The organism is Pseudomonas sp. YuFO8 (genome assembly GCF_035065025.1).
Taxonomy (GTDB): Bacteria; Pseudomonadota; Gammaproteobacteria; order Pseudomonadales; family Pseudomonadaceae; genus Aquipseudomonas; species Aquipseudomonas putida_AE.
Genome location: NZ_JAXDEQ010000004.1, coordinates 206,287 through 226,152 on the forward strand (window position 1 = coordinate 206,287; position 19,866 = coordinate 226,152).

The 19,866-nt window shown below is 59.5% G+C and carries 21 protein-coding genes and 1 pseudogene; 13 read left to right on the plus strand and 9 right to left on the minus strand.

The window, feature by feature from the left end; genetic code table 11:
- The first annotated feature begins 9 nt into the window (after window positions 1–9).
- Window positions 10–465 (plus strand): YiiD C-terminal domain-containing protein, encoded by a 456-nt coding sequence (locus SOP95_RS05880; RefSeq protein ID WP_274075106.1) that lies wholly within the window; start codon window positions 10–12, stop codon window positions 463–465.
- 63 nt (window positions 466–528) lie between these two features.
- On the opposite strand, the gene cysQ is transcribed toward SOP95_RS05880, so the two are convergent.
- Together cysQ and nudE are read right to left on the minus strand one after the other, a co-directional pair.
- The gene (gene cysQ / locus SOP95_RS05885) at window positions 529–1,356 is read right to left on the minus strand and encodes a 3'(2'),5'-bisphosphate nucleotidase CysQ (protein WP_274075105.1); all 828 of its coding nucleotides are present in this window, start codon (window positions 1,354–1,356) and stop codon (window positions 529–531) included.
- Complete coding sequence (gene nudE / locus SOP95_RS05890; protein ID WP_274075104.1) at window positions 1,353–1,919, minus strand: ADP compounds hydrolase NudE; 567 nt, start codon at window positions 1,917–1,919, stop codon at window positions 1,353–1,355. Before nudE ends, cysQ begins: the two co-directional genes overlap by 4 nt.
- A 90-nt stretch (window positions 1,920–2,009) precedes the next feature.
- Here nudE and yrfG point away from each other — a divergent pair, with 90 nt between their 5' ends.
- Entirely contained in the window at window positions 2,010–2,672 is a 663-nt protein-coding gene (gene yrfG, locus SOP95_RS05895; RefSeq protein WP_323606537.1) for a GMP/IMP nucleotidase, read from the plus strand.
- A gap of 100 nt (window positions 2,673–2,772) precedes the next feature.
- Here yrfG and lysM read toward each other — a convergent pair whose 3' ends face one another.
- The gene (gene lysM, locus SOP95_RS05900; protein WP_323606538.1) at window positions 2,773–3,222 is read right to left on the minus strand and encodes a peptidoglycan-binding protein LysM; all 450 of its coding nucleotides are present in this window, start codon (window positions 3,220–3,222) and stop codon (window positions 2,773–2,775) included.
- A gap of 128 nt (window positions 3,223–3,350) precedes the next feature.
- On the opposite strand from lysM, the gene SOP95_RS05905 reads away from it, so the two are divergent.
- The 4 genes from SOP95_RS05905 to SOP95_RS05920 all read left to right on the plus strand — a co-directional run bounded on the left by SOP95_RS05905 (window position 3,351) and on the right by SOP95_RS05920 (window position 8,367).
- A complete protein-coding gene (locus SOP95_RS05905) occupies window positions 3,351–4,238 on the plus strand; it encodes a LysR family transcriptional regulator (RefSeq protein ID WP_323606539.1) in 888 nt (295 codons plus the stop codon).
- Window positions 4,239–4,330: 92 nt separating this feature from the next.
- Window positions 4,331–5,170 (plus strand): formate dehydrogenase accessory sulfurtransferase FdhD, encoded by an 840-nt coding sequence (gene fdhD / locus SOP95_RS05910; protein WP_274075100.1) that lies wholly within the window; start codon window positions 4,331–4,333, stop codon window positions 5,168–5,170.
- Window positions 5,167–7,515, plus strand: coding sequence for an FdhF/YdeP family oxidoreductase (locus SOP95_RS05915; RefSeq protein WP_323606540.1), 2,349 nt, complete (start codon window positions 5,167–5,169; stop codon window positions 7,513–7,515). The genes fdhD and SOP95_RS05915 overlap by 4 nt, the downstream gene beginning before the upstream one ends.
- Before the next feature lie 354 nt (window positions 7,516–7,869).
- Complete coding sequence (locus SOP95_RS05920) at window positions 7,870–8,367, plus strand: glycine zipper domain-containing protein (protein ID WP_274075098.1); 498 nt, start codon at window positions 7,870–7,872, stop codon at window positions 8,365–8,367.
- A gap of 70 nt (window positions 8,368–8,437) precedes the next feature.
- On the opposite strand, the gene SOP95_RS05925 is transcribed toward SOP95_RS05920, so the two are convergent.
- From SOP95_RS05925 to SOP95_RS05935, 3 genes are all read right to left on the minus strand, one after another.
- Window positions 8,438–8,857, minus strand: a complete 420-nt coding sequence (locus tag SOP95_RS05925) for an acyl-CoA thioesterase (RefSeq protein WP_323606541.1) — start codon at window positions 8,855–8,857, stop codon at window positions 8,438–8,440.
- A gap of 147 nt (window positions 8,858–9,004) precedes the next feature.
- Complete coding sequence (locus tag SOP95_RS05930; protein ID WP_323606542.1) at window positions 9,005–10,231, minus strand: 3-hydroxyacyl-CoA dehydrogenase; 1,227 nt, start codon at window positions 10,229–10,231, stop codon at window positions 9,005–9,007.
- 118 nt (window positions 10,232–10,349) lie between these two features.
- A complete protein-coding gene (locus SOP95_RS05935; protein ID WP_323606543.1) occupies window positions 10,350–12,278 on the minus strand; it encodes a RecQ family ATP-dependent DNA helicase in 1,929 nt (642 codons plus the stop codon).
- Window positions 12,279–12,622: 344 nt separating this feature from the next.
- Here SOP95_RS05935 and SOP95_RS05940 point away from each other — a divergent pair, with 344 nt between their 5' ends.
- The 5 genes and pseudogenes from SOP95_RS05940 (at window position 12,623) to SOP95_RS05965 (ending at window position 14,931) form a co-directional block, all read left to right on the plus strand.
- The gene (locus SOP95_RS05940; protein WP_323606544.1) at window positions 12,623–12,913 is read left to right on the plus strand and encodes a hypothetical protein; all 291 of its coding nucleotides are present in this window, start codon (window positions 12,623–12,625) and stop codon (window positions 12,911–12,913) included.
- Window positions 12,914–13,000: 87 nt separating this feature from the next.
- Window positions 13,001–13,315, plus strand: a complete 315-nt coding sequence (locus SOP95_RS05945; protein WP_274075177.1) for a type II toxin-antitoxin system RelE/ParE family toxin — start codon at window positions 13,001–13,003, stop codon at window positions 13,313–13,315.
- A gap of 2 nt (window positions 13,316–13,317) precedes the next feature.
- Entirely contained in the window at window positions 13,318–13,605 is a 288-nt protein-coding gene (locus tag SOP95_RS05950) for a helix-turn-helix domain-containing protein (protein WP_274075093.1), read from the plus strand.
- A 233-nt stretch (window positions 13,606–13,838) separates the two neighbouring features.
- Window positions 13,839–14,033: pseudogene (locus SOP95_RS05960) on the plus strand (DUF1493 family protein); the annotation flags it as partial.
- 43 nt (window positions 14,034–14,076) lie between these two features.
- The gene (locus SOP95_RS05965; protein ID WP_274075176.1) at window positions 14,077–14,931 is read left to right on the plus strand and encodes a DMT family transporter; all 855 of its coding nucleotides are present in this window, start codon (window positions 14,077–14,079) and stop codon (window positions 14,929–14,931) included.
- 60 nt (window positions 14,932–14,991) lie between these two features.
- On the opposite strand, the gene SOP95_RS05970 is transcribed toward SOP95_RS05965, so the two are convergent.
- From SOP95_RS05970 to SOP95_RS05980, 3 genes are all read right to left on the minus strand, one after another.
- On the minus strand, window positions 14,992–16,533 hold the full coding sequence (locus tag SOP95_RS05970; protein WP_323606545.1) for a phosphoenolpyruvate carboxykinase: 1,542 nt from the start codon (window positions 16,531–16,533) through the stop codon (window positions 14,992–14,994).
- Window positions 16,534–16,712: 179 nt separating this feature from the next.
- Window positions 16,713–17,615 (minus strand): Hsp33 family molecular chaperone HslO, encoded by a 903-nt coding sequence (hslO, locus tag SOP95_RS05975; RefSeq protein WP_323606546.1) that lies wholly within the window; start codon window positions 17,613–17,615, stop codon window positions 16,713–16,715.
- Between the two features lie 214 nt (window positions 17,616–17,829).
- Complete coding sequence (locus tag SOP95_RS05980) at window positions 17,830–18,234, minus strand: RNA-binding S4 domain-containing protein (RefSeq protein WP_274075090.1); 405 nt, start codon at window positions 18,232–18,234, stop codon at window positions 17,830–17,832.
- Between the two features lie 215 nt (window positions 18,235–18,449).
- On the opposite strand from SOP95_RS05980, the gene rimB reads away from it, so the two are divergent.
- Together rimB and rimK are read left to right on the plus strand one after the other, a co-directional pair.
- Complete coding sequence (rimB, locus tag SOP95_RS05985) at window positions 18,450–18,929, plus strand: retropepsin-like aspartic endopeptidase RimB (RefSeq protein WP_046815336.1); 480 nt, start codon at window positions 18,450–18,452, stop codon at window positions 18,927–18,929.
- Window positions 18,926–19,831: a 30S ribosomal protein S6--L-glutamate ligase gene (gene rimK, locus SOP95_RS05990; RefSeq protein WP_034148478.1), complete on the plus strand. Its 906-nt coding sequence runs from the start codon at window positions 18,926–18,928 to the stop codon at window positions 19,829–19,831. Before rimB ends, rimK begins: the two co-directional genes overlap by 4 nt.
- Window positions 19,832–19,866: the final 35 nt, after the last annotated feature.

Here is a 19,866-nt window from a genome sequence, read left to right on the forward strand (position 1 = left end):
GGCCCCTGAATGAGCCGCGACAGTCGTCAACTGGAATCCGTCCTCCACCACGACATTCCCCTCACCCGGGACATGGGCCTCAAGGTGCTCGACTGGCACGATCAGCAACTGCGCCTGTACTTGCCGCTGGACGCCAACGTCAACCACAAGAGCACCATGTTCGGCGGCAGCCTGTATTGCGGCGCGGTACTGGCCGGTTGGGGTTGGCTGCATTTACGCCTGAAAGAAGAAGGGATAAGCGACGGGCACATCGTTATTCAGGAAGGGCAGATCAACTACCCGCTGCCAGTGACAGGCGATGCACACGCCATTTGCCAGGCGCCGAGTGCGCAGGTGTGGAAGAAATTCCTGGCGATGTATCAGCGGTACGGACGGGCGCGATTGAGCCTGCATACGCGAGTCGTAAACGCGGGTAGCGATGAGGATGCAGTGAAGTTTGTCGGGCAATACGTGCTACACCGCTAACGCAAAAATCGCAGCCATACGAATACCCCTGTAGGAGCTGCCGCAGGCTGCGATCTTTTGATTTTAACCTCGAGCCAACGCCAACAACTGCTCCCGCCAAGCAGCCTTGGCCGGCAGCGCCAAAAAGAACTCATTCAAAAGCGACTCCCGCGCCGGATAACAGAACGGCGCCCCCTTCAAATCGAGCACCTCGCCACCCGCCCCTTCAAGCACGCCTTGAGCCGCTGCTGTATCCCACTGCGAAGTCGGCGCCAGGCGTGGATAACAATCCGCCGCCCCCTCGGCCAACAGGCAGAACTTCAGAGAACTGCCGATGTTGGCCAGTTCCAGTTCTCCCAGGCTGGCGCTCAACCCAGCCAGCAAGCGTTCCTGCTCTGGACTGGAATGGCGACGGCTGGCAACCACGGTGAACGGCTGACCGGGGGCCGGAACATCACGCACCGCAATCGCCACGGGCGTGCCACCTTGATCGCCACGCCACGCGCCGAACCCGGCACCACCGACATAGAAACGCCCGTTGGTCGGCATCGACACCACGCCAAATACCACGCGCCCCTGCTCGATCAACGCGATGTTGACGGTGAACTCTTCGCTGCCGGAAATGAATTCCTTGGTGCCGTCCAGCGGGTCCACCAGCCACCAGCGCTGCCATCCGGCGCGTACGCTCTGGGGGATGTTGGCGTCTTCCTCGGACAGCACCGGGATGCTCGGATCGAGTGCCGTCAGCCCGGCCAGGATCAGATGGTGAGCGGCCAGGTCTGCGGCCGTCACGGGTGAATCATCCGCCTTGGCGGTCACCTGCGTGCCGGTGCGCCAAAATGGCAGGATCGCATCGCCGGCCTGCAACGCCAGCTCGACCACCGGCGCCATCAATGGGTGGGGAAAATTCATGGCTGGAACACCCCGCGCTGGGTCAACAGGTCACGGGCCAGGTACAAGGCTGCCAAGGCCCGGCCTTCGGTGAACTTCGGGTTCTGCGCCAGCGCCGACAACTCGCGCAGGTTGACCTTGTCCACGCCCATCGGCTCAGGTTCGTCACCTTCCAGGCGTTCTTCGTACAGGTCAGTGGCCAAGACCACCTGGATTTTCTGGCTCATGTAACCGGGGGACAGCGACAGCTCGGTCAAATGCTCAAGCTGTCGCGCGCCAAAACCGGCTTCTTCCTTGAGCTCGCGCTCGGCTGCCGCCAGAACGTCCTCACCTGGCTCGATCAAGCCTTTGGGCAGCGAGAATTCGTATTCATCGGTACCACCGCAGTATTCCTCGACCAGGACAGCATGGTCCGCATCGAGCATCGCCACGATCATCACGGCGCCATAACCTGCACCCTTGCCGACCAGCCGCTCATAGGTGCGCTCCACGCCATTGGAAAAACGCAGCTTCAGTTCCTCGACGCAGAACAAACGGCTGGTGGCGACAATCTCGCGGGCGAGGATGGTGGGTTTCTGGCGCATGAGCGGCTCCTGGGCGATAGCGGGTTACTATACCCGGCCTATCCTGTTTGTTGTCCCCGGATACCTTTTTTTACCGCTGGAGAAGTTTTTATGTCCCTGCTGCCCTGGCGCGATATCGATACCGTTCTGCTGGACATGGACGGCACGCTGCTGGACCTGCACTTCGACAACCATTTCTGGCTGGAGCACCTGCCAAAGCGCTATGCCGAATGGCACGGAGTGAGTCGGGCCATGGCCGATATGGAACTGCAGCCCCTGTTTGAACGCAATGCCGGCCAGCTGCAGTGGTACTGCCTGGATTTCTGGAGTGCCGAACTGAAGCTGCCGGTGCGCGAGCTGAAACTGGAAACCGCTCATCTGATCGCCCTGCGCCCGGATGCGGACACCTTCCTGGCAGCGATCAAGCGTGCAGGCAAACGCGTGGTGCTGATCACCAACGCACACCGCGATTCGCTGTCCTTGAAGCTGGAAAGAATCGAACTGGGACCCTATTTCGAGCGCCTGATCAGCTCCCACGATTACGGTTTCCCCAAGGAAAACCCGCAGTTCTGGGATGCCTTGCAGGCCGACATCGACTTCGACCCGGCGCGCAGCCTGTTTATCGACGATACCTTGCCGATCCTGCGCAGTGCGCGGGATTTTGGTGTGGGGCATTTGCTGGCCGTGAAAGAGCCGGACAGCCAAAAGGGGCCCAAGGACACCGCTGAATTTGCCGCAGTGGGTGATTATCGGGATTTGATAACCGGCCTTTGATTCCCTGTAGGAGCTGCCGAAGGCTGCGATCTTTTGACTGTGATCTTTAAAAACAAGATCAAAAGATCGCAGCCTGCGGCAGCTCCTACAGAGCCTCACATTATTCGGGAATCCGCAACGATTGCCCCGGATAGATCTTGTTCACATCCTTGAGCATGGGTTTGTTGGCCTCGAAGATTTTGTTGTACAGGTTGGCATTGCCATACACGCGCAAGGAAATGGCACTCAGGGTGTCGCCCTTCTCGACCACGACAAACTTCGCCGCCACGACCACAGGTCCAGTAACAGTGATCTCGTCTTCAACACCGCTGACACCTGCCACATTGCCCAGGGCCAGGAGGATTTTCTCCTTCTCTTCCTGCGTATTCGCTTCGCCGCTGGCGATGACCTTATCGCCCTCGACCTTGACCTGAATCTTGGAAGTGTCGATCCCCGTCAACGCACGCTGCACATGCTTGGTCAACGCCTCGCTGTTGGCTTCGGCTTTGTCCGGCGTCAACGCATCGAGGATTTTTTCACCGGCTTCTTTTAGAAAACTGAACAGGCTCATTGTTTCGCTCTCCTTGGGTTTCGGGTTCCAGACGCAAAAGCCTAGACCACGGCAGTCATTTGCCAATCCAAACCGACCAATGACGCCGCTTGCGATAGAATCGCCCCTTCCCGCCTCCAGGAACGAAGATGGACATCAAGCAGCTGAAATTCCTCATCGCTCTGGACGAAACCCGCCATTTCGGCCAGGCCGCCGCGCGCTGCCACATTACCCAGCCGACCCTGTCCATGCGCCTGCGCAGCCTCGAAGAAGAACTCGACCTGCCGCTGGTCAATCGCGGCCAGCGCTTCGAAGGCTTCACTGCACCTGGCGAGCGGGTGCTGGCTTGGGCGCGCACCGTTCTGGCGGCCTATGATGGCCTGTACGCCGAGGCGGCCGCCTGTCGCGGTAACCTGGTCGGCACCCTGCGCCTGGGCGTGGTGCCGCTGTCGAGCTTCGATCCCTTGCCGCTGCTGCAACGCCTGCACACGGAACACCCGAACCTGCGCTTCGAACTCTCGGCACTGAGTTCCGAGCAGATCCTCGAACAACTGGCGAACAATCGCCTGGACCTCGGCGTGTCCTACCTCGAACGCCTGGATGCCGAGCGCTTCGATTCCCTGACCTTCAGTGAAACCCGCATGGGCCTGCTCTACGATCAGCGTTTCTTTACCTTTGGCGATACACCGCTGAGTTGGGAGTCGCTGATCGAATTACCGCTGGGCATGCTCACCAGCGGCATGCACTTTCGCCAGTCCATCGACCACAACTTCCATAGTCGAGGGCTCAACCCGCAGCCTTTGTTGCAAACCGATGCCGTTCATCAACTGTTACAAGCTGTGCACGGTGGCTTGTGCTGCGCGGTGATGCCGTTGGACGGAGGCCTGGAAGGACTGACCGATCATTTGCGCCTGCAACCGATCGAAAACGCCCAGACCCTTGGCCGGCTGGGGCTGATCATGCGACGCAGCGCGCCACGCTCGGCCTTGGCGGAGGCCTGTTTTGCGCTTTATCAACAATCGTTGATCGGCGCTTGATCGACGGCATCTATCGGCAGATCAGTAATAGCGATTAGACGTGACAAGTTGCCGCGCCTAGTCTTAAAGCTGATCAAACCCTCGGTGATGCCATGAACGCCAAGCGCCCAGCCTGCGCGGCGCCTGCCCTCGAAACGCCCGCGCCCGACGCCAGCCAAACGTACAGCTACAGCAACCTCGAACATTCGGAGTCGGCCAGCACCGCGCTGGCCGAGGAAGTCGCACTGGCGATTGCCTATAACGGCATCAGCCAGGCGGTGATGCTGGTAACGCCCACGGACCTTGAAGACTTCATCGTCGGCTTCAGCCTGGGCAGCGGCATCATCCAGGACGCCACGGACATCTATGACCTGCAACTCAGCGGCTCGGGCTCGGCGCAGTACGCGCAAGTGACCATCGCCAATCGCGCGTTCTGGAACCTCAAGCAACAGCGTCGGCAACTGGCCGGTACCAGCGGTTGCGGGCTGTGCGGCGTGGAAGCGGTCGAGCAGGCATTGCCGGACCTCCAGGTATTGCCCGGCGCCCCGCTGCCACCCATTGAATGGCTCGATGGCCTGCGCCAGCGCATTGGCGCGTTCCAGCCGCTTGGCCAGCACTGTGGGGCGGTGCACGCGGCTGTGTTCATGAACGACCAGGGCCAACTGTTGCTGGGCCGTGAAGATATCGGCCGGCACAACGCCCTCGACAAATTGATTGGTGGCTTGATCCGGCAAAACATTCCGACGGCAGGCGGGCTGGCGATCGTCACCAGTCGCTGCAGCCTCGAATTGATCCAGAAAGTCTTGCGCGCCGGCATCCAGACCCTGGTCAGCCTGTCATCTCCGACAGGGCTCGCCGTGCAATGGGCCCGTCGCCACAACCTCAATCTCATCCATCTGCCACAAAAGAATGCGCCGCGGGTCTACAGCCCAGCGTTGGAGAACCAAGCGTGAGTCAACACCGTCAAGCCGACCAGAAACCTGTCCCTCGCTACAAACCCTACACAGGCCCGGCCGGAGGTTGGGGCGCACTGATCAGCGTCGCCCAGGCCTGGTTGACCAGCGACAACGCGCTGAAAAACCTGCGCATGATGCTCAAGACCAACAAGAACGGCGGCTTCGACTGTCCCGGCTGCGCCTGGGGTGACTCCAACGAAGCCGGCATGGTGATGTTCTGTGAGAACGGCGCCAAGGCGGTGAACTGGGAAGCGACCAAACGCCGCGTCGACGCCAGTTTTTTCGCCAAACACAGCGTCACTTCGCTGCTGGAGCAAAGCGACTACTGGCTTGAATATCAGGGCCGGCTGACCGAGCCGATGAGCTATGACGCCGAGACCGATCGCTACAAGCCGATCAGTTGGGACGCTGCCTTTGCGCTGATCGCCAAACACCTGAACGGCTTGGCGAGCCCGGACCAGGCCGAGTTCTATACTTCCGGCCGGGCCAGTAACGAAGCGGCTTTCTTGTACCAACTGTTCGTGCGCGCCTATGGCACCAACAACTTCCCCGACTGTTCGAACATGTGCCACGAAGCCAGCGGCGTTGCGTTGTCACAAAGTGTCGGCGTAGGCAAAGGCACCGTGACCTTCGACGACTTCGAACACGCCGATGCGATTTTCGTCTGGGGCCAGAACCCCGGCACCAACCATCCTCGGATGCTCGAACCGTTGCGTGAAGCAGTGAAGCGCGGCGCACAGGTGGTGTGCATCAACCCACTGAAAGAGCGCGGCCTGGAGCGCTTCCAGCACCCGCAACACCCGATCGAAATGCTCACCAATGGCGACAAACCGACCAACACCGCGTACTTCCGTCCGGCGCTGGGCGGCGACATGGCGATCATGCGGGGTATGGCGAAATTCCTGCTGCAATGGGAGCGTGATGCACAGAATGCGGGCGAGCCTGCGGTGTTTGATCACGCCTTCCTCAACGAACACAGCGTCAATGTACTGGACTACCTGGCCGCCATCGACGAAACCCCATGGGAGCAGATCGTCGAGCAGTCCGGCCTGCCCCTGGTGGAAATCGAGCGAGCGGCGCGCATGTACGCCAAGGGCAAGAACGTCATCATGTGCTGGGCCATGGGCATCACCCAGCATCGCCATTCGGTCGCGACCATCCAGGAAATCGCCAACCTGATGTTGCTGCGCGGCAACATTGGACGGCCAGGCGCCGGCCTGTGCCCGGTGCGTGGCCACAGCAACGTGCAGGGCGACCGGACCATGGGCATCAACGAACGGCCACCCGTGGCGTTCCTTGATGCCCTGGAGCGTCGCTTCCAGATCAAGGTTCCGCGGGAAAACGGCCACAACGTGGTCGAGGCGATTCATGCCATGGCCGAAGGCCGGGCCAAAGTCTTCATCGGCCTGGGTGGCAACTTCGCTCAAGCCACCCCGGACAGCCCGCGCACCTTCCAGGCCCTGCGCAACTGCGACCTGACCGTGCAGATCAGCACCAAGCTTAACCGCAGCCATCTGACTCACGGCAAAGACGCCCTGATCCTGCCGTGCCTGGGCCGTACCGACATCGACATCCAGACTGAAGGCGCGCAAGCGGTGACTGTCGAAGATTCGTTCAGCATGGTCCACGCCTCCAACGGACAGTTGCAGCCACTGTCGAACCAGATGCGCTCGGAACCGGCGATCCTGGCCGGCATCGCCGCCGCGACCCTGGGCAGCCATCCGGTCGACTGGAACTGGCTGGTGGCCGACTACAGGCGCATCCGCGACTTGATTGCCGATACCATCCCAGGCTTCAAGGATTTCAACGTAAGGGTCAAGCACCCAGGCGGCTTCTACCTGGGCAACAGCGCCGGCGCGCGCAAGTGGAATACCTCATCCGGCCGGGCCAACTTCCGCCCGAACGCGCTGCCCAGGGATCTGGTTCACGAACGTACCCGCGCCACCGGTGTGTTGCCGGACCTGATCATGCAATCGATGCGCTCCCACGATCAGTACAACACCACGATCTATGGTCTCAATGACCGTTACCGCGGGGTTAAAGGCCAACGTGATGTGCTGTTCGTCAACGAAGCTGACATCATTCGCCTGGGCTTCAAGCCGGGGCAGAAGGCGGACATCGTGTCGATCTGGGATGATGGCGTTGTACGACGGGTGAAGGGCTTCACGCTGCTGGCATTTGATATTCCTGCAGGACAAGCGGCGGCGTACTATCCGGAAGTGAATCCGCTGGTGCCGCTGGAGAGCACCGGGGATGGCAGCCATACACCAACGTCGAAGTTCGTGGCGATCCGGTTGGAAGCGGCGAGTGAGACTGGGTTGATCATGGCCAGGTCGGCCTGATTCGGCGTCTGGACTGGCGTCTTCGCGAGCAAGCCCGCTCCCACATTTGATCTTCAGCGAACACAGATTTTATGTACGCCTGGTATTCAATGTGGGAGCGGGCTTGCTCGCGAAAGCGGTGGATCATCCAACGAATAACCCGGATGAAACAGTTTCCAAACGCCCACAAAAAAGGCCGTTTTTCACAAAAACGGCCTATCCGAAGTAACTAAAGACCGGCGAAAAACCATTAAGTTCCGCCCAAAAAACAGCAACTTATAGAAATGTGCTCAAGTCGTGTTACTCGTCGGATTTCGATTGTCACGCCCATGACACAGCCTCAGGATCGCGTCGTCATCCCCTTGAGGTTCCTCCATGAAGTTCTCCTCGATTCTCTTGTTGTCCCTTGGCCTGGTCAGTGGCATGGCCTCTGCTGGCGGCACCACCGAAGCAGGTGTGGGCGGCGCATTGGGCGGGGTTTTGGGCTCGGTCGTCGGCCAATCGCTGGGCGGCAATACAGGTTCCACCATCGGCGCGGCCCTGGGCGGCGCGGGTGGTAGCGCAGTCGGCGCAGACAAACGCAGCCGTGGCGAAGCCGCCATTGGCGGTGCGTTGGGCGCAGCAGGCGGTAACGTGGTTGGCCGCAGCGTTGGCGGCACCACCGGCAGCCTGATCGGCTCCGCAGCAGGCGGCGGTGCCGGTGGCGCGCTGGGTAACTATATGGGCAACAAAGCCGATGATGATGACGATGATCATGACGGTCGTCGATATCGCGGTCATGATGATCGTCGTTACTACCGTGACGGCCACCCAGGTCGCGGTCATGCGTATGGCCACCGCAAGCATCACAAGTACTATCGCCATCGTGACTGATCCCGGAATACCAGGCGGTTCACTGATAGATAAAATCGCAGCCCAAGGGCTGCGATTTTTTTTGCCCGTTTTAAACTACCAGGCGCTCCATCGCACTGCGCAATGCGAGCGGAATCGCCACCGGCTGATTCGATGCCCGGTCGACGAACACATGCACGAAGCGCCCCGCCGCACAGGCCTCGTCTTCCCCTTGCTTGAACACCGCCAATTCGTACTGCACCGAGCTGCTGCCCAACTTGCCGACCCGCAAGCCGATCTCGATCCGATCCGGGAAGGCGATGGAAGCAAAGTAATCACAGGCCGAACTCACCACGAAACCCACCACCTCGCCATCGTGGATGTCCAGGCCACCGACTTCGATAAGGTAGGTGTTCACCGCCGTGTCGAAGTAGCTGTAGTAGGTGACGTTGTTGACGTGACCGTAGGCATCGTTGTCGTGCCAACGGGTGGTGATGGGTTGCAAGTGCGGGTAGTCGGAGCGTTGGGGCATCAGCGTTGATTCCTGGGGTTGGATGACCAATTTAAGGCGAAAAACCGCGTTATCGTTCTTCGCGAGCAAGCCCGCTCCCACAGTGGAACGCCTTCAACTGTGGGAGCGGGCTTGCTCGCGAAGGCGCCGGAACAGGCGCCACATCAATTACTTGTCGGCAAACCCTTTCCGCGCCGCCGCCAACTCACCAATCAACCGCGCCGGGCTCCAGTGATCGCCCTGGCGGGTCTCCAGTGCCAACAGCCGCTGATGAATATCCGCCAACCCCTGCTGATCCGCCCAGGCCATCGGCCCGCCCTTGTCCGCCGGGAACCCGTATCCGTTGAGGTAAACCAGATCGATGTCATGGGCCGATCCGGCGATGCCTTCCTGAAGAATCTTCGCGCCCTCATTGACCAGCGCCAGCAGGCAGCGCTCCAGGATTTCTTCCTGGCTTATCTCGCGACGATGGAACCCCAGCCCTTCGCTGACTTCCAGTACCAGCACATCGACCCGCGGGTCGTGCTCAGCCTGACGACTACCCGGTTCATAGTGGTAGAAGCCATCGCCGCTCTTCTGGCCAAAACGGCCCAATTCACACAGACGGTTATCCACCTGCACCTCTGGCGCATCCTGCCCAACGCCGGACAGTTGCCGGGCACGCCATTGCAAATCGACGCCAACCACGTCGAACATGCGGAATGGCCCCATGGCGAAACCGAAACCTTGCAGCGCCGCATCCACCTGGTAAGGGTAAGCACCCTCCAGCAGCATTTTGCGCGCCTCCAGCACGTAGGTATTGAGCATGCGATTGCCGATGAAGCCGTCGCAATTGCCCGACACCACGCTGACCTTGCCCATGCGTTTGCCCAACACCAGTGCGGCCTCAAGCACCGCTGGTGCAGTCTGGGCACCACGGACAATTTCCAGCAGCTTCATGATGTGCGCCGGACTGAAAAAGTGCAGGCCCAGGACTTGTTGCGGACGGCGTGTAACGGCAGCGATGGCATCAATGTCCAGTGCTGAAGTATTGCTCGCCAGAATGGCTTCAGGTTTGAGCAGGCCATCCAGTTCGCGGAAGATTGACTGCTTGAGCTCGAGGTTTTCGTAAACGGCTTCGATCACCAGGTCGACGTCACGGATGGCCGCATAATTGGCCGCTGCCGTGACCCGCGCGATACGGGCATCGGCCTCGGCCTGATCGATGCGTTCTTGCCGAACACTATGGGCGTAGGTGTCCGCCACGGTGACCAGTGCCTGTTCAAGCATCTGCGGATTGTTATCGACCCATTGCACCGCTACCCCGGCGTTGGCCAGGCACATGACAATGCCACGGCCCATGGTGCCCGCGCCGATCACGGCTGCGCGCTGAATATCGAACGGTGTCTGGCTCATGTTCTGCTCTCTTGTTGGCGATCCGAAGACAGCCCTCACCATAGTCAGCCGCTGCGCTTTTTTGAAATTTATTCCTGTGATGAGCAACATTCAGCGGATGGATGCGCCCACACACGGGTTAGAGATGTGTCTCGGCCCACCCTCGAACCTCGGCATACGGATAATCTTCCAACACCGCAAATCCCGAAATCGTCCGCACCTTGAGCTTGGTAAACAAGGGCACACTGATCCCGCACAGAAACCGCGTCACACGCTCGGCCGACGGCAAACTCCCCGTGTGTTGTTCATGCTTGTGGATAAAATCGCTACACAGCGCCTCGAAATTTTTATCCACAAGCGCAGGCAACTCCGGGGGTGCTGGCAGTCGTGCGACTTGCCCGTGACAAACCGAACAATGCCCACACTGACGGGGCACATTTTCGTCGCCGAAATACTCGGCCAGGCGATAACCCAGGCAGCGATCAGTGGCGAACAGATCCAGCATGGCGTGTATCCGCGCAACCTCGGTCTGTTCATGCCGAGTGAAGCCGGCGTGCAGCTCTGCACTCAACTCGGCACTGTCGAAATCGGTTTGCAGCAGGCTGTAGACCTCGGTCATCAGCTTGCTCTCAAGCTCGACCCAGCCCTTTTCCTGGAAATAATCCAGCGCCTTGACCACCCGACTGCGCTCGGCCTGATGCTGTTCGTACAGTGCATCGAAATTCACCGTGGCCCAGGTACGCGCGCGCGGGGACGTCTGGATGATCGCCGCGACGAAATCCCTGCGTTCACCCTCGAAGCGCGCCAGCAATTGCTCGGGCTCCTGCAGATACTTGAACCGGTATTCGGCGTAGTAGGCATAACGCGGAGCGATCAGACCACGAAGCTCCAGCTGAACCAGCAAGGTCTTGAGCGGCAGCTGGCGGATGTTGCTCTGGTCCGCCAGTGGCCCCAGCAGAAACTCCCATTGTCCCTCGGGCGCGGCGGCCTGCATCTCGTCGAGCACGCAGCGGATACCGTCCAGTTCAGGCGTGTCGCCATAGACGAAGTTTTCCAGCACGTTGAGGCTGTCACGGTTGGCCAGCACCAGGCAGTCCGATGGCAGCCCGTCACGCCCGGCTCGGCCGATTTCCTGGCTGTAGTTTTCGATCGATTTGGGCAGGTCGAAATGCACGACGTTACGGATATCGCTCTTGTCGATGCCCATGCCGAAAGCGATGGTGGCGACGATGCAATTGGACTGCCCGCCCATGAAACGCTTCTGGATGCCTTCACGCTGCTCGTGAGGCAAGCCGGCGTGATAGGCCTCGGCCTGAATGCCATGGCGCTGCAGATGTTCGGCAATGTGCTCGGCGGTTTTCTGCAGGGTGACGTAGACAATGCTCGGCTGGCCGGGTCGCTGGCTCATCCATTCAACCAGGCGTCGACGCTTGTCCTGGCCGCGAACCGGCTCGACCCACAGATTGAGATTCGACCGATAGAAACCGGTGGTCACCACATCGCCAGGTTCGATGGCGAATTTCGCCTGCATATCGGCGATCACTTTCGGGGTCGCGGTGGCGGTCAGCAACAACGCCTGGGGGATATTGAACTGGCGCTGATAGTCCGGAAGCTTGAGGTAATCCGGGCGAAAGTTATGCCCCCATTCGGAGATGCAGTGCGCCTCGTCCACCACCAGCAACGAGATTGGCACCTGCTGCAGGAAATTACGAAAGCGCTCGTTTTTCAAGCGCTCCACGGAGACCATCAGGATTTTCAGTTCGCCGGACTTGGCGCGGGCCATGACATCGCTGGCGTCATCGCGGCTCTGGGCCGAATCGATACTGCCCGCCGCAATGCCGTGGCGTTGCAGGAACGCCAACTGATCCTGCATCAACGCCAGCAATGGCGAGACCACCAACGTCAGGTGCGGCAGTAATACGGCCGACAGCTGATAGCAAAGGGACTTGCCGGAGCCAGTGGGGAAAATTGCCGCCGCCGATCGCCCCGCCAGCACTGCGCTGATCGTTGCCTCCTGGCCGGGCCGAAACTGTGGATAACCGAAAACCTGTTCCAGGGTGTTGTGCATAAGCTGTCACTCCGTTGACTGCTGCGATGAGCAAAGCCTAGCCGGCGATCGCAGCGAGTCGAGAAAAGGTCGGGGGCAAAAACGATACGGGATGATACAGCGGATGGCTTGGGAGTGCGGCGCCTGGCAAATCGCCTTCGCGGGCGGCGAAATTCGAAATGCCCTACAGCTTCTGCGGCGTCTGTAGTCCCTTTCCTCAATAACCGCGCAAAACCCTACAACACCTGTCGATCTCCGCCGTCTTGTCGCACAACACCACGCCCTTCTATAGTTTCCGGCAAGGCTGAAAAACCGTGTCTGGGCTTACCGGGCGCACTTGCCGATTTCGCACAGGACCCACCTCGATGATCCGCCCCGACCCACTGACCGACCGCTATCGCCCGCTCAAATCCAGCAACAGCGAATCCCCGGTACTGGTGATCGACACCGAGGCCGATCCCCTGGAAATCCTCGACGCCGCCCGCCAGCGCATCCGCGCCGCCAGCGACCTGCTGGAGACCTTGTATTGCCTGTGCTTCAAACCGGCCGACACCCGCGATATCCCCAACATCGTCAATGCGCTGTACCTGCTGACCCAGGACGGCAACGACCTGCTCGACATCGCCCGGCAACGCCTGCCGAAACTGACCGGCTGAAGAACAATAATGGTCGCAACTGAAAAAGCGGAGGTCATTCAGGACCGCCGGCACTGCCAAAAAGTAAGCCAATGGCGTACATTACTGATGATTTTTATTGAAACCTCAATCTTCACTCGTCGAGCCAAAGAATTATTGGATGACGATGCCTACGCGATATTACAGAAGCTGCTGGTGTCGAACCCTTCAGCCGGCGACGTTATCGAAGGGACAGGCGGGATCCGCAAAATGCGGGTCGCAGCGAAGGGACATGGTAAACGAGGCGGAGCTCGAGTGATTTACTATCATTTCATCTCGGCATCGCAAATCGCTTTATTGATGATCTACCCTAAAAATGAACAACAAGATTTGACCGCCGATGAGCGCAAAGCGTTGAAAGCAGTCATTGAACACTGGAGATAACCATGAGCAAATTTTTTGATGAGCTGATGGAAAGCGTACAACAGATGGACGAGATTGTACGGGGTGAGCGGCGACCTTCCCGCGAATTTCAAGTAGTTGCGTTGCACGTCAAAGAAATCCGTAAGGCCACTGGTTTAACTCAAGCCAAATTCGCAGCATTGATCGACGTCCAACTTGGCACTTTGCGAAATTGGGAGCAGGGCCGTCGCGAGCCAACGGGGCCGGCTAAGGCTTTGCTGAAAGCTATTCATAATGACCCTGTCCATGTATTGAATGCATTAGCCACCTGAAGCAACGTTATAGCAAGCTAACGCTCAAACAAAAACAGTCGTATTACGAAAAGGTCAGCCGCTCAAACATCTAGCAAGCTTGCGTTTTGCAGGATTCAACACGTCGCCGGCAGATCTCGAAAAACCACTGTCCACTCGAGAAAAAGCCATCGCCAAGTACATGCAAAATGCTTCGCCGCAATCTGCTCCCGCCCTTCCCATCCTCTCTGACGAACAATAAGATTTGCCCAAGTCAAACCCTGGAAGACCACTTCGCCATCGATTTCGTGGATTACGACAGCTATCGCTATTTCCAGCCTGACGGCTACGATGTATTCCTTAAGCGCAAAGCCAAGGGTCGTGGCGACAAGGTGCCTTTGACCATCGGCATGCTCTACCGGGCCATCAATGCCCAACGCTGGGACACGGATGAACTTGAAAGCCTGTAGCGTCCCCGGCGAATAACGATAAGGACATTGCGTGGACGTTCTGATGGGCTTGTTGGCCGCCGTGCTGTGGGGCGGCACGGATTTTCTGGTGGGCTTGAACGCCCGCGCGGTTGGCGTCAAACGTGCCGTGTATTTCGGTCAGGCGCTGGGCTTTACCATCATGAGCCTGCTGCTGGTCGCTTTCCCGGTATTCATTCTGCGGTCCTTGGCCGCCCCGCTGGAAACCTGGCTATTCGGCCTCGCCGCCGCCGTGTTGACGGTGTCCGGCGCCTTGGCCTTGTCCAAGGCCTTCGCCCTGGGCAAAGCCTCCATCGTCGCCCCGCTGGTGACATCCTATGGCGTGGTGACCACGCTGTTGTCCTGGGCCGGCGGCGAACACATCAGCCTGATCCAGTTGCTGTGCATCGGCCTTTGTGTGCTCGGTGTGGTTCTGTCCAGCATTCACTCCGACCCGAAGGTACCCCACACCACACAAGCCAGCAGTTCCATCGCCTACGCGTTGCTGGCGGCAGTGTTCTACGGCACCAGTTTCTGGCTGCAAGGCCGCTTCGTCCTGCAGACACTCGGGCCGGTAACGATGCTCTGGCTCGCGTATCTGGTGGGCCTGATAGTGCTGGTGGTGATCGTGCTCAGGATCGACGACGGCTTGAAAATCCCGCCGCTGAAAAACTGCGTGACGCTGACCGGCGCCAGCCTGATGAACCTCGGCGGGTTTTCGTCATTCGCCTGGGGCGCAGTGGCCGGGTCGGTTTCGGTGGTGACGGTGATCAGCACGTTGTCGGGGGGGATAGCGGCTATTCTGGGGTATGTATTTTTCAAGGAACGGCTGGGGAAGGTGCAGGTACTGGGGGTAGTACTGGTGTTGGTCGGCGCGTTTGTCTTGCACCTGAAAACCTGAAACGTCGCCCACAAAAAAGCCGCCCCGAAGGGCGGCTTTTTCATTGCGTCAAACCAACACTTACAACTGAGGACCGGCAGCCTTGATCGCGTCGCTCACTTCGAACTTCTTGAAGTTCTCGATGAACAGGCCGGCCAGTGCTTTGGCGGCTTCGTCGTAGGCGGCTTTGTCGGCCCAGGTATTGCGTGGGTTCAGCAGGCCAGTCTCAACGCCCGGTACGGCCAGTGGCACGTCGAGGTTGATGGTGTCCAGGTGCTCGGTTTCGGTACCGATCAGCGCGCCGCTCTGGATCGCTGCGATCACCGCACGGGTGGTCGGGATGTTGAAGCGCTTGCCGACGCCGTAGCCACCACCGGTCCAACCAGTGTTGACCAGGTAAACCTTGGAACCGAAGCCGCGGATGCGCTTGATCAGCAGCTCTGCGTATTCGCCAGCTGGACGCGGGAAGAACGGTGCGCCGAAGCAGGTGGAGAAGGTCGACTTGATGCCGCTGCCCGAACCCATTTCGGTCGAGCCCACCAGAGCGGTGTAGCCGGACAGGAAGTGGTAGGCCGCTTGCTCTTCGTTGAGGATCGACACTGGCGGCAGTACGCCGGTCAGGTCGCAGGTCAGGAAGATCACAGCGTTCGGCTCGCCACCGAGGTTCTTCTCGGAACGCTTGGCAACGTGCTCCAGCGGGTAGGCGGCACGGCTGTTCTGGGTCAGGCTGACATCGGCGTAGTCGGCGTGCTTGGCATCGTCGATAACGACGTTTTCCAGGACCGCGCCGTGCTTGATGGCTTTCCAGATGACCGGCTCGTTCTTCTCGGACAAGTCGATGCACTTGGCATAGCAACCGCCTTCGATGTTGAACACCACGCCCTCGCCCCAGCCGTGTTCGTCGTCACCGATCAGGTAACGGCTTTCGTCGGCGGACAGGGTGGTCTTACCAGTGCCGGACAGACCGAAGAACAGGGTCACGTCGCCTTCTTCGCCGATGTTGGCAGCGCAGTGCATTGGCAGCACGTCGGCGGCCGGCAGCAGGAAGTTCTGCACCGAGAACATGGCTTTCTTCATTTCACCGGCGTAGCGCATGCCAGCGATCAGCACTTTCTTCTGCGCGAAGTTGAGGATCACGCAACCGTCGGAGTTGGTGCCGTCACGCTCAGGCACGCACTCGAAGTTGGCAACGTTGAGCACTTGCCACTCTTCACGGCCAGCCGGGTTGTACTGAGCCGGGTTGATGAACAGGCAACGGCCAAACAGGTTCTGCCAGGCAGTCTGAGTGGTCATCTTCACGGCCAGGTAGTGATCTTCGGCCGCGCCTACATGCACGTGGGAAACGAAGTGCTCTTGCGCGTTGTTGAACGCCTCGACGCGATCCCACAGGGCATCGAACTTGTCGGCCGGGAACTTGCGGTTGATCGGGCCCCAGGCGATGGCGGCCGAGGTGGACGGCTCTTCAACGATGAAACGATCGACTGGCGAACGGCCGGTACGGTGACCGGTGCGAACAACCAGTGCGCCGGTATCGGCAAGCTCGCCTTCACCGCGGTTGAGGGCTTCTTTAACCAGATCATCAACACTCAGATCGGTGTACACGGCGTTATTGGCTTGCGTCATGAGGTTCCCCGTCGGCCAGTGGCCGAGTGCTCCAAACGTTTTGTAGTAGAAAGTCGTGCACTACTACCGCGAAAAAAGTGGGCCGGATTATGCCAGAAAAGCCCAAAAAGAGTAGGGCCCTCCCGTCGTAACGGCGCTATTACGCCACTTTCCAGTGAATTTACCTGCGCTGAACCGTTTTAGTGCCGGGTATCTGACGGCGTCTCGACACCCGCTCCGGCGAACAATTGGGTGACATCGGCGGCGTCGAACAGGTACTGCTGGTTGCAGAACTGGCAATCGATCTCGATTTTTCCACCGTGTTCGACCACCAGGTTTTGCGCGTCTTCCATACCCAGACTGACCAACGCATTGGCCGAACGTTCGCGCGAGCAGCTGCAACGGAAGCGCAGTTTCTGCACATCGAACAGACGCACCTGCTCTTCGTGATAGAGACGATGGAGCACGGTTTCGTTGTCCAGGCCCAGCAGCTCATCGGCCGTCAGGGTGGTCGCCAGCGCAGTGAGGTGTTGCCAGCTGGCGGCGCGTTCTTCTTCGTCTTTCAGGCGATCGGCGGGCAGTTGCTGCAACAACAGGCCACGGGCGCGGCGGCCATCGGCGCAGAGCTTGATGCGCGTACCGATCTGCTGGGACATGACGAAGTAGTTGGTGAAGCAGTCGGACAAGGTTTCACCGTCCAGATCGACGACGCCCTGGTAGCGCTGGCCTTGCTTCGGATCGATGGTCAACGTCAGCGAACCATCCGGCATCAAGTCGGCCAGGGTGGCATCGGGTGCGATCCGGTCCGCTTCATAACGGGCCAGGCCACGGATGTCGCGCTCACTGGAGCACTCGATCATCAGCAGCGGAATCGGGCCTTCGGAGCGGGCCTGAAGAATCAGCAGGCCATCGAACTTCAAGGTGCCGACCAGCAACGCCGCAGCCGCCATCAGCTCGCCGAGCAGTTGCGCAACCGGCTCCGGATAGGCGTGCTTGGCCAGGACTTCAGCGTAGCTGAGTTCCAGCGAAACCATCTCGCCGCGGGTGTCGCTGTCATCGAAGATGAAGCGTTGGGTGAAGTCGTTATCCGGTAAGTCGGTCATAAGTCTGGTATCTGAATAGGTGACAAAAGTGTTTACAGAACGAGGTTACGCCTTGGCTATAGCGTATGGCTGCCTGGTTATGGCCTGCAGGCCAGTGGCTGTGCGCGCTTTACGACGAATGGCACAAACACGGCAGACTAATTACCTCATATGGCTACGCACAGGCGCAATTACAAGTCCTGGCCTGATTGGCGCGATCGGTGGCTCCGGTCAATCACTCGTTGCTGCTGCCGCGAAACTTGAACAGATCGCGCCGCTGTTTCTTGCTCGGCTTACCATCGGTACTCACGCCCAAGGCACCTGCCTTGCGCTCGGCCGCGGCATTCTCGCGCTTGGCGATGCTGGCTTCGGTCTCGGCATACAGCGTCTGTGCTTCGGGCGCACCACGGCGCACGATCGACAACGCCTGGACCACCACCGTGCGCTCCTCGAAACCGGTACGGATCACGAATTCGTCGCCAATACGCGGCTCCTTGCCCGGTTTGCAGCGCTCGCCCCGGCAGTGCACCTTGCCGCTTTCGATCGCCGCCTTGGCCAAGGCACGGGTTTTATAGAACCGCGCTGCCCACAGCCATTTATCGAGCCGGACTTTGTCATCCTCTTCGTTTTTTTGTGCCATGGAATTTCCTCATCCTGAAATATTGATGAACTGTACTACCGTTTCCTCGTACCAAGAATTAAGCCGTCTCGGATTACAATGCAGTCATTCCAGAACTGCCTCGCGGGGCTGGAAATCCGGGCCGTAGATATCTGTCGCCTTTTAACCATTATTCTGCGTGAATACCGCGAATTCTGCCGCTTGCGGCCAGAGCGGTTTCTACCGGTTGAGCAAATTTGAAGACATTTGACCATTTGACCGTTGTCGGTCTGCGCGAGTGGGTGGCGCTCCCGGATTTGGGAGTCGCGGGCCTTCGGGCAAAAATCGACACCGGCGCCAGCACCTCCAGCCTGCATGCCACCGACATCGAAACATTCGAACGCGACGGCGAGCAATGGGTGCGCTTTACCGCGCACCTGGGCACGGTGGTGCAGTTGCGTCACCGCCGCTGCGAAGCACCCCTGGTGACGAGAAAAACCATTAAAAGCTCCAACGGTCATGCGCAGGTGCGATACGTGATCAGCACCACCCTGGCCCTCGGCGACCGGGTCTGGCGGGTCGAGTTCACGCTCGCCTGCCGCAAATCCATGCGTTATCGCCTGTTGCTCGGCTCCAAAGCCCTGATTGATGGCCAGCTGGTCGTCAATCCGGGCATCAAATATGTACAAGACAAGCCGGTGTTCCCGGTATCTACCTCTTCCACAGGTGTTGCATGAAGATCGCTGTGCTGTCGCGGAACCCGCGTCTGTATTCCACCCGCCGCCTGGTCGAAGCCGGTACCGAACGCGGCCATGAAATGGTGGTGGTCGATACCCTGCGCGCCTACATGAACATTGCCAGTCACAAGCCGCAGATCCACTACCGCGGCAAGCCGCTGGAAGGCTTCGACGCGGTAATCCCGCGGATCGGCGCGTCGGTCACGTTTTATGGTTGCGCGGTGTTGCGCCAGTTCGAAATGATGGGGGTGTTTCCCCTCAACGAATCGGTAGCCATTGCTCGCTCGCGGGACAAGCTGCGGTCGCTGCAATTGCTGTCACGTCGGGGTATCGGTTTGCCGGTCACCGGCTTTGCCCACTCGCCGGACGATATTCCCGACCTGATCGCAATGGTCAACGGTGCCCCCCTGGTGATCAAGGTGCTGGAAGGCACCCAGGGTATCGGCGTGGTGCTGTGCGAAACCGCCACGGCGGCGGAGTCGGTGATCGAGGCATTCATGGGCCTCAAGCAGAACATCATGGTCCAGGAGTACATCAAGGAGGCCGGCGGCGCCGACATTCGCTGCTTCGTGGTGGGCGACAAAGTCATTGCAGCCATGAAGCGCCAGGCCAAGCCCGGGGAGTTCCGCTCCAATCTGCATCGCGGTGGCAGCGCCAGCCTGATCAAGATCACCCCGGAAGAACGCATGACCGCTTTGCGTGCGGCGAAGGTCATGGGCCTGGCCGTGGCGGGGGTGGACATCCTGCGTTCCAATCACGGGCCGCTGGTGATGGAGGTGAACTCATCGCCGGGGCTTGAAGGGATCGAGACCACCACCGGCAAGAACGTGGCGGGGATCATCATTGAGCATCTTGAGAAGAATGGTGGGCCGAATATGACTCGGACCAAAGGAAAGGGTTAAACGCCGAATCTGTTGGTGGCAAGGAAGCCGCCTTC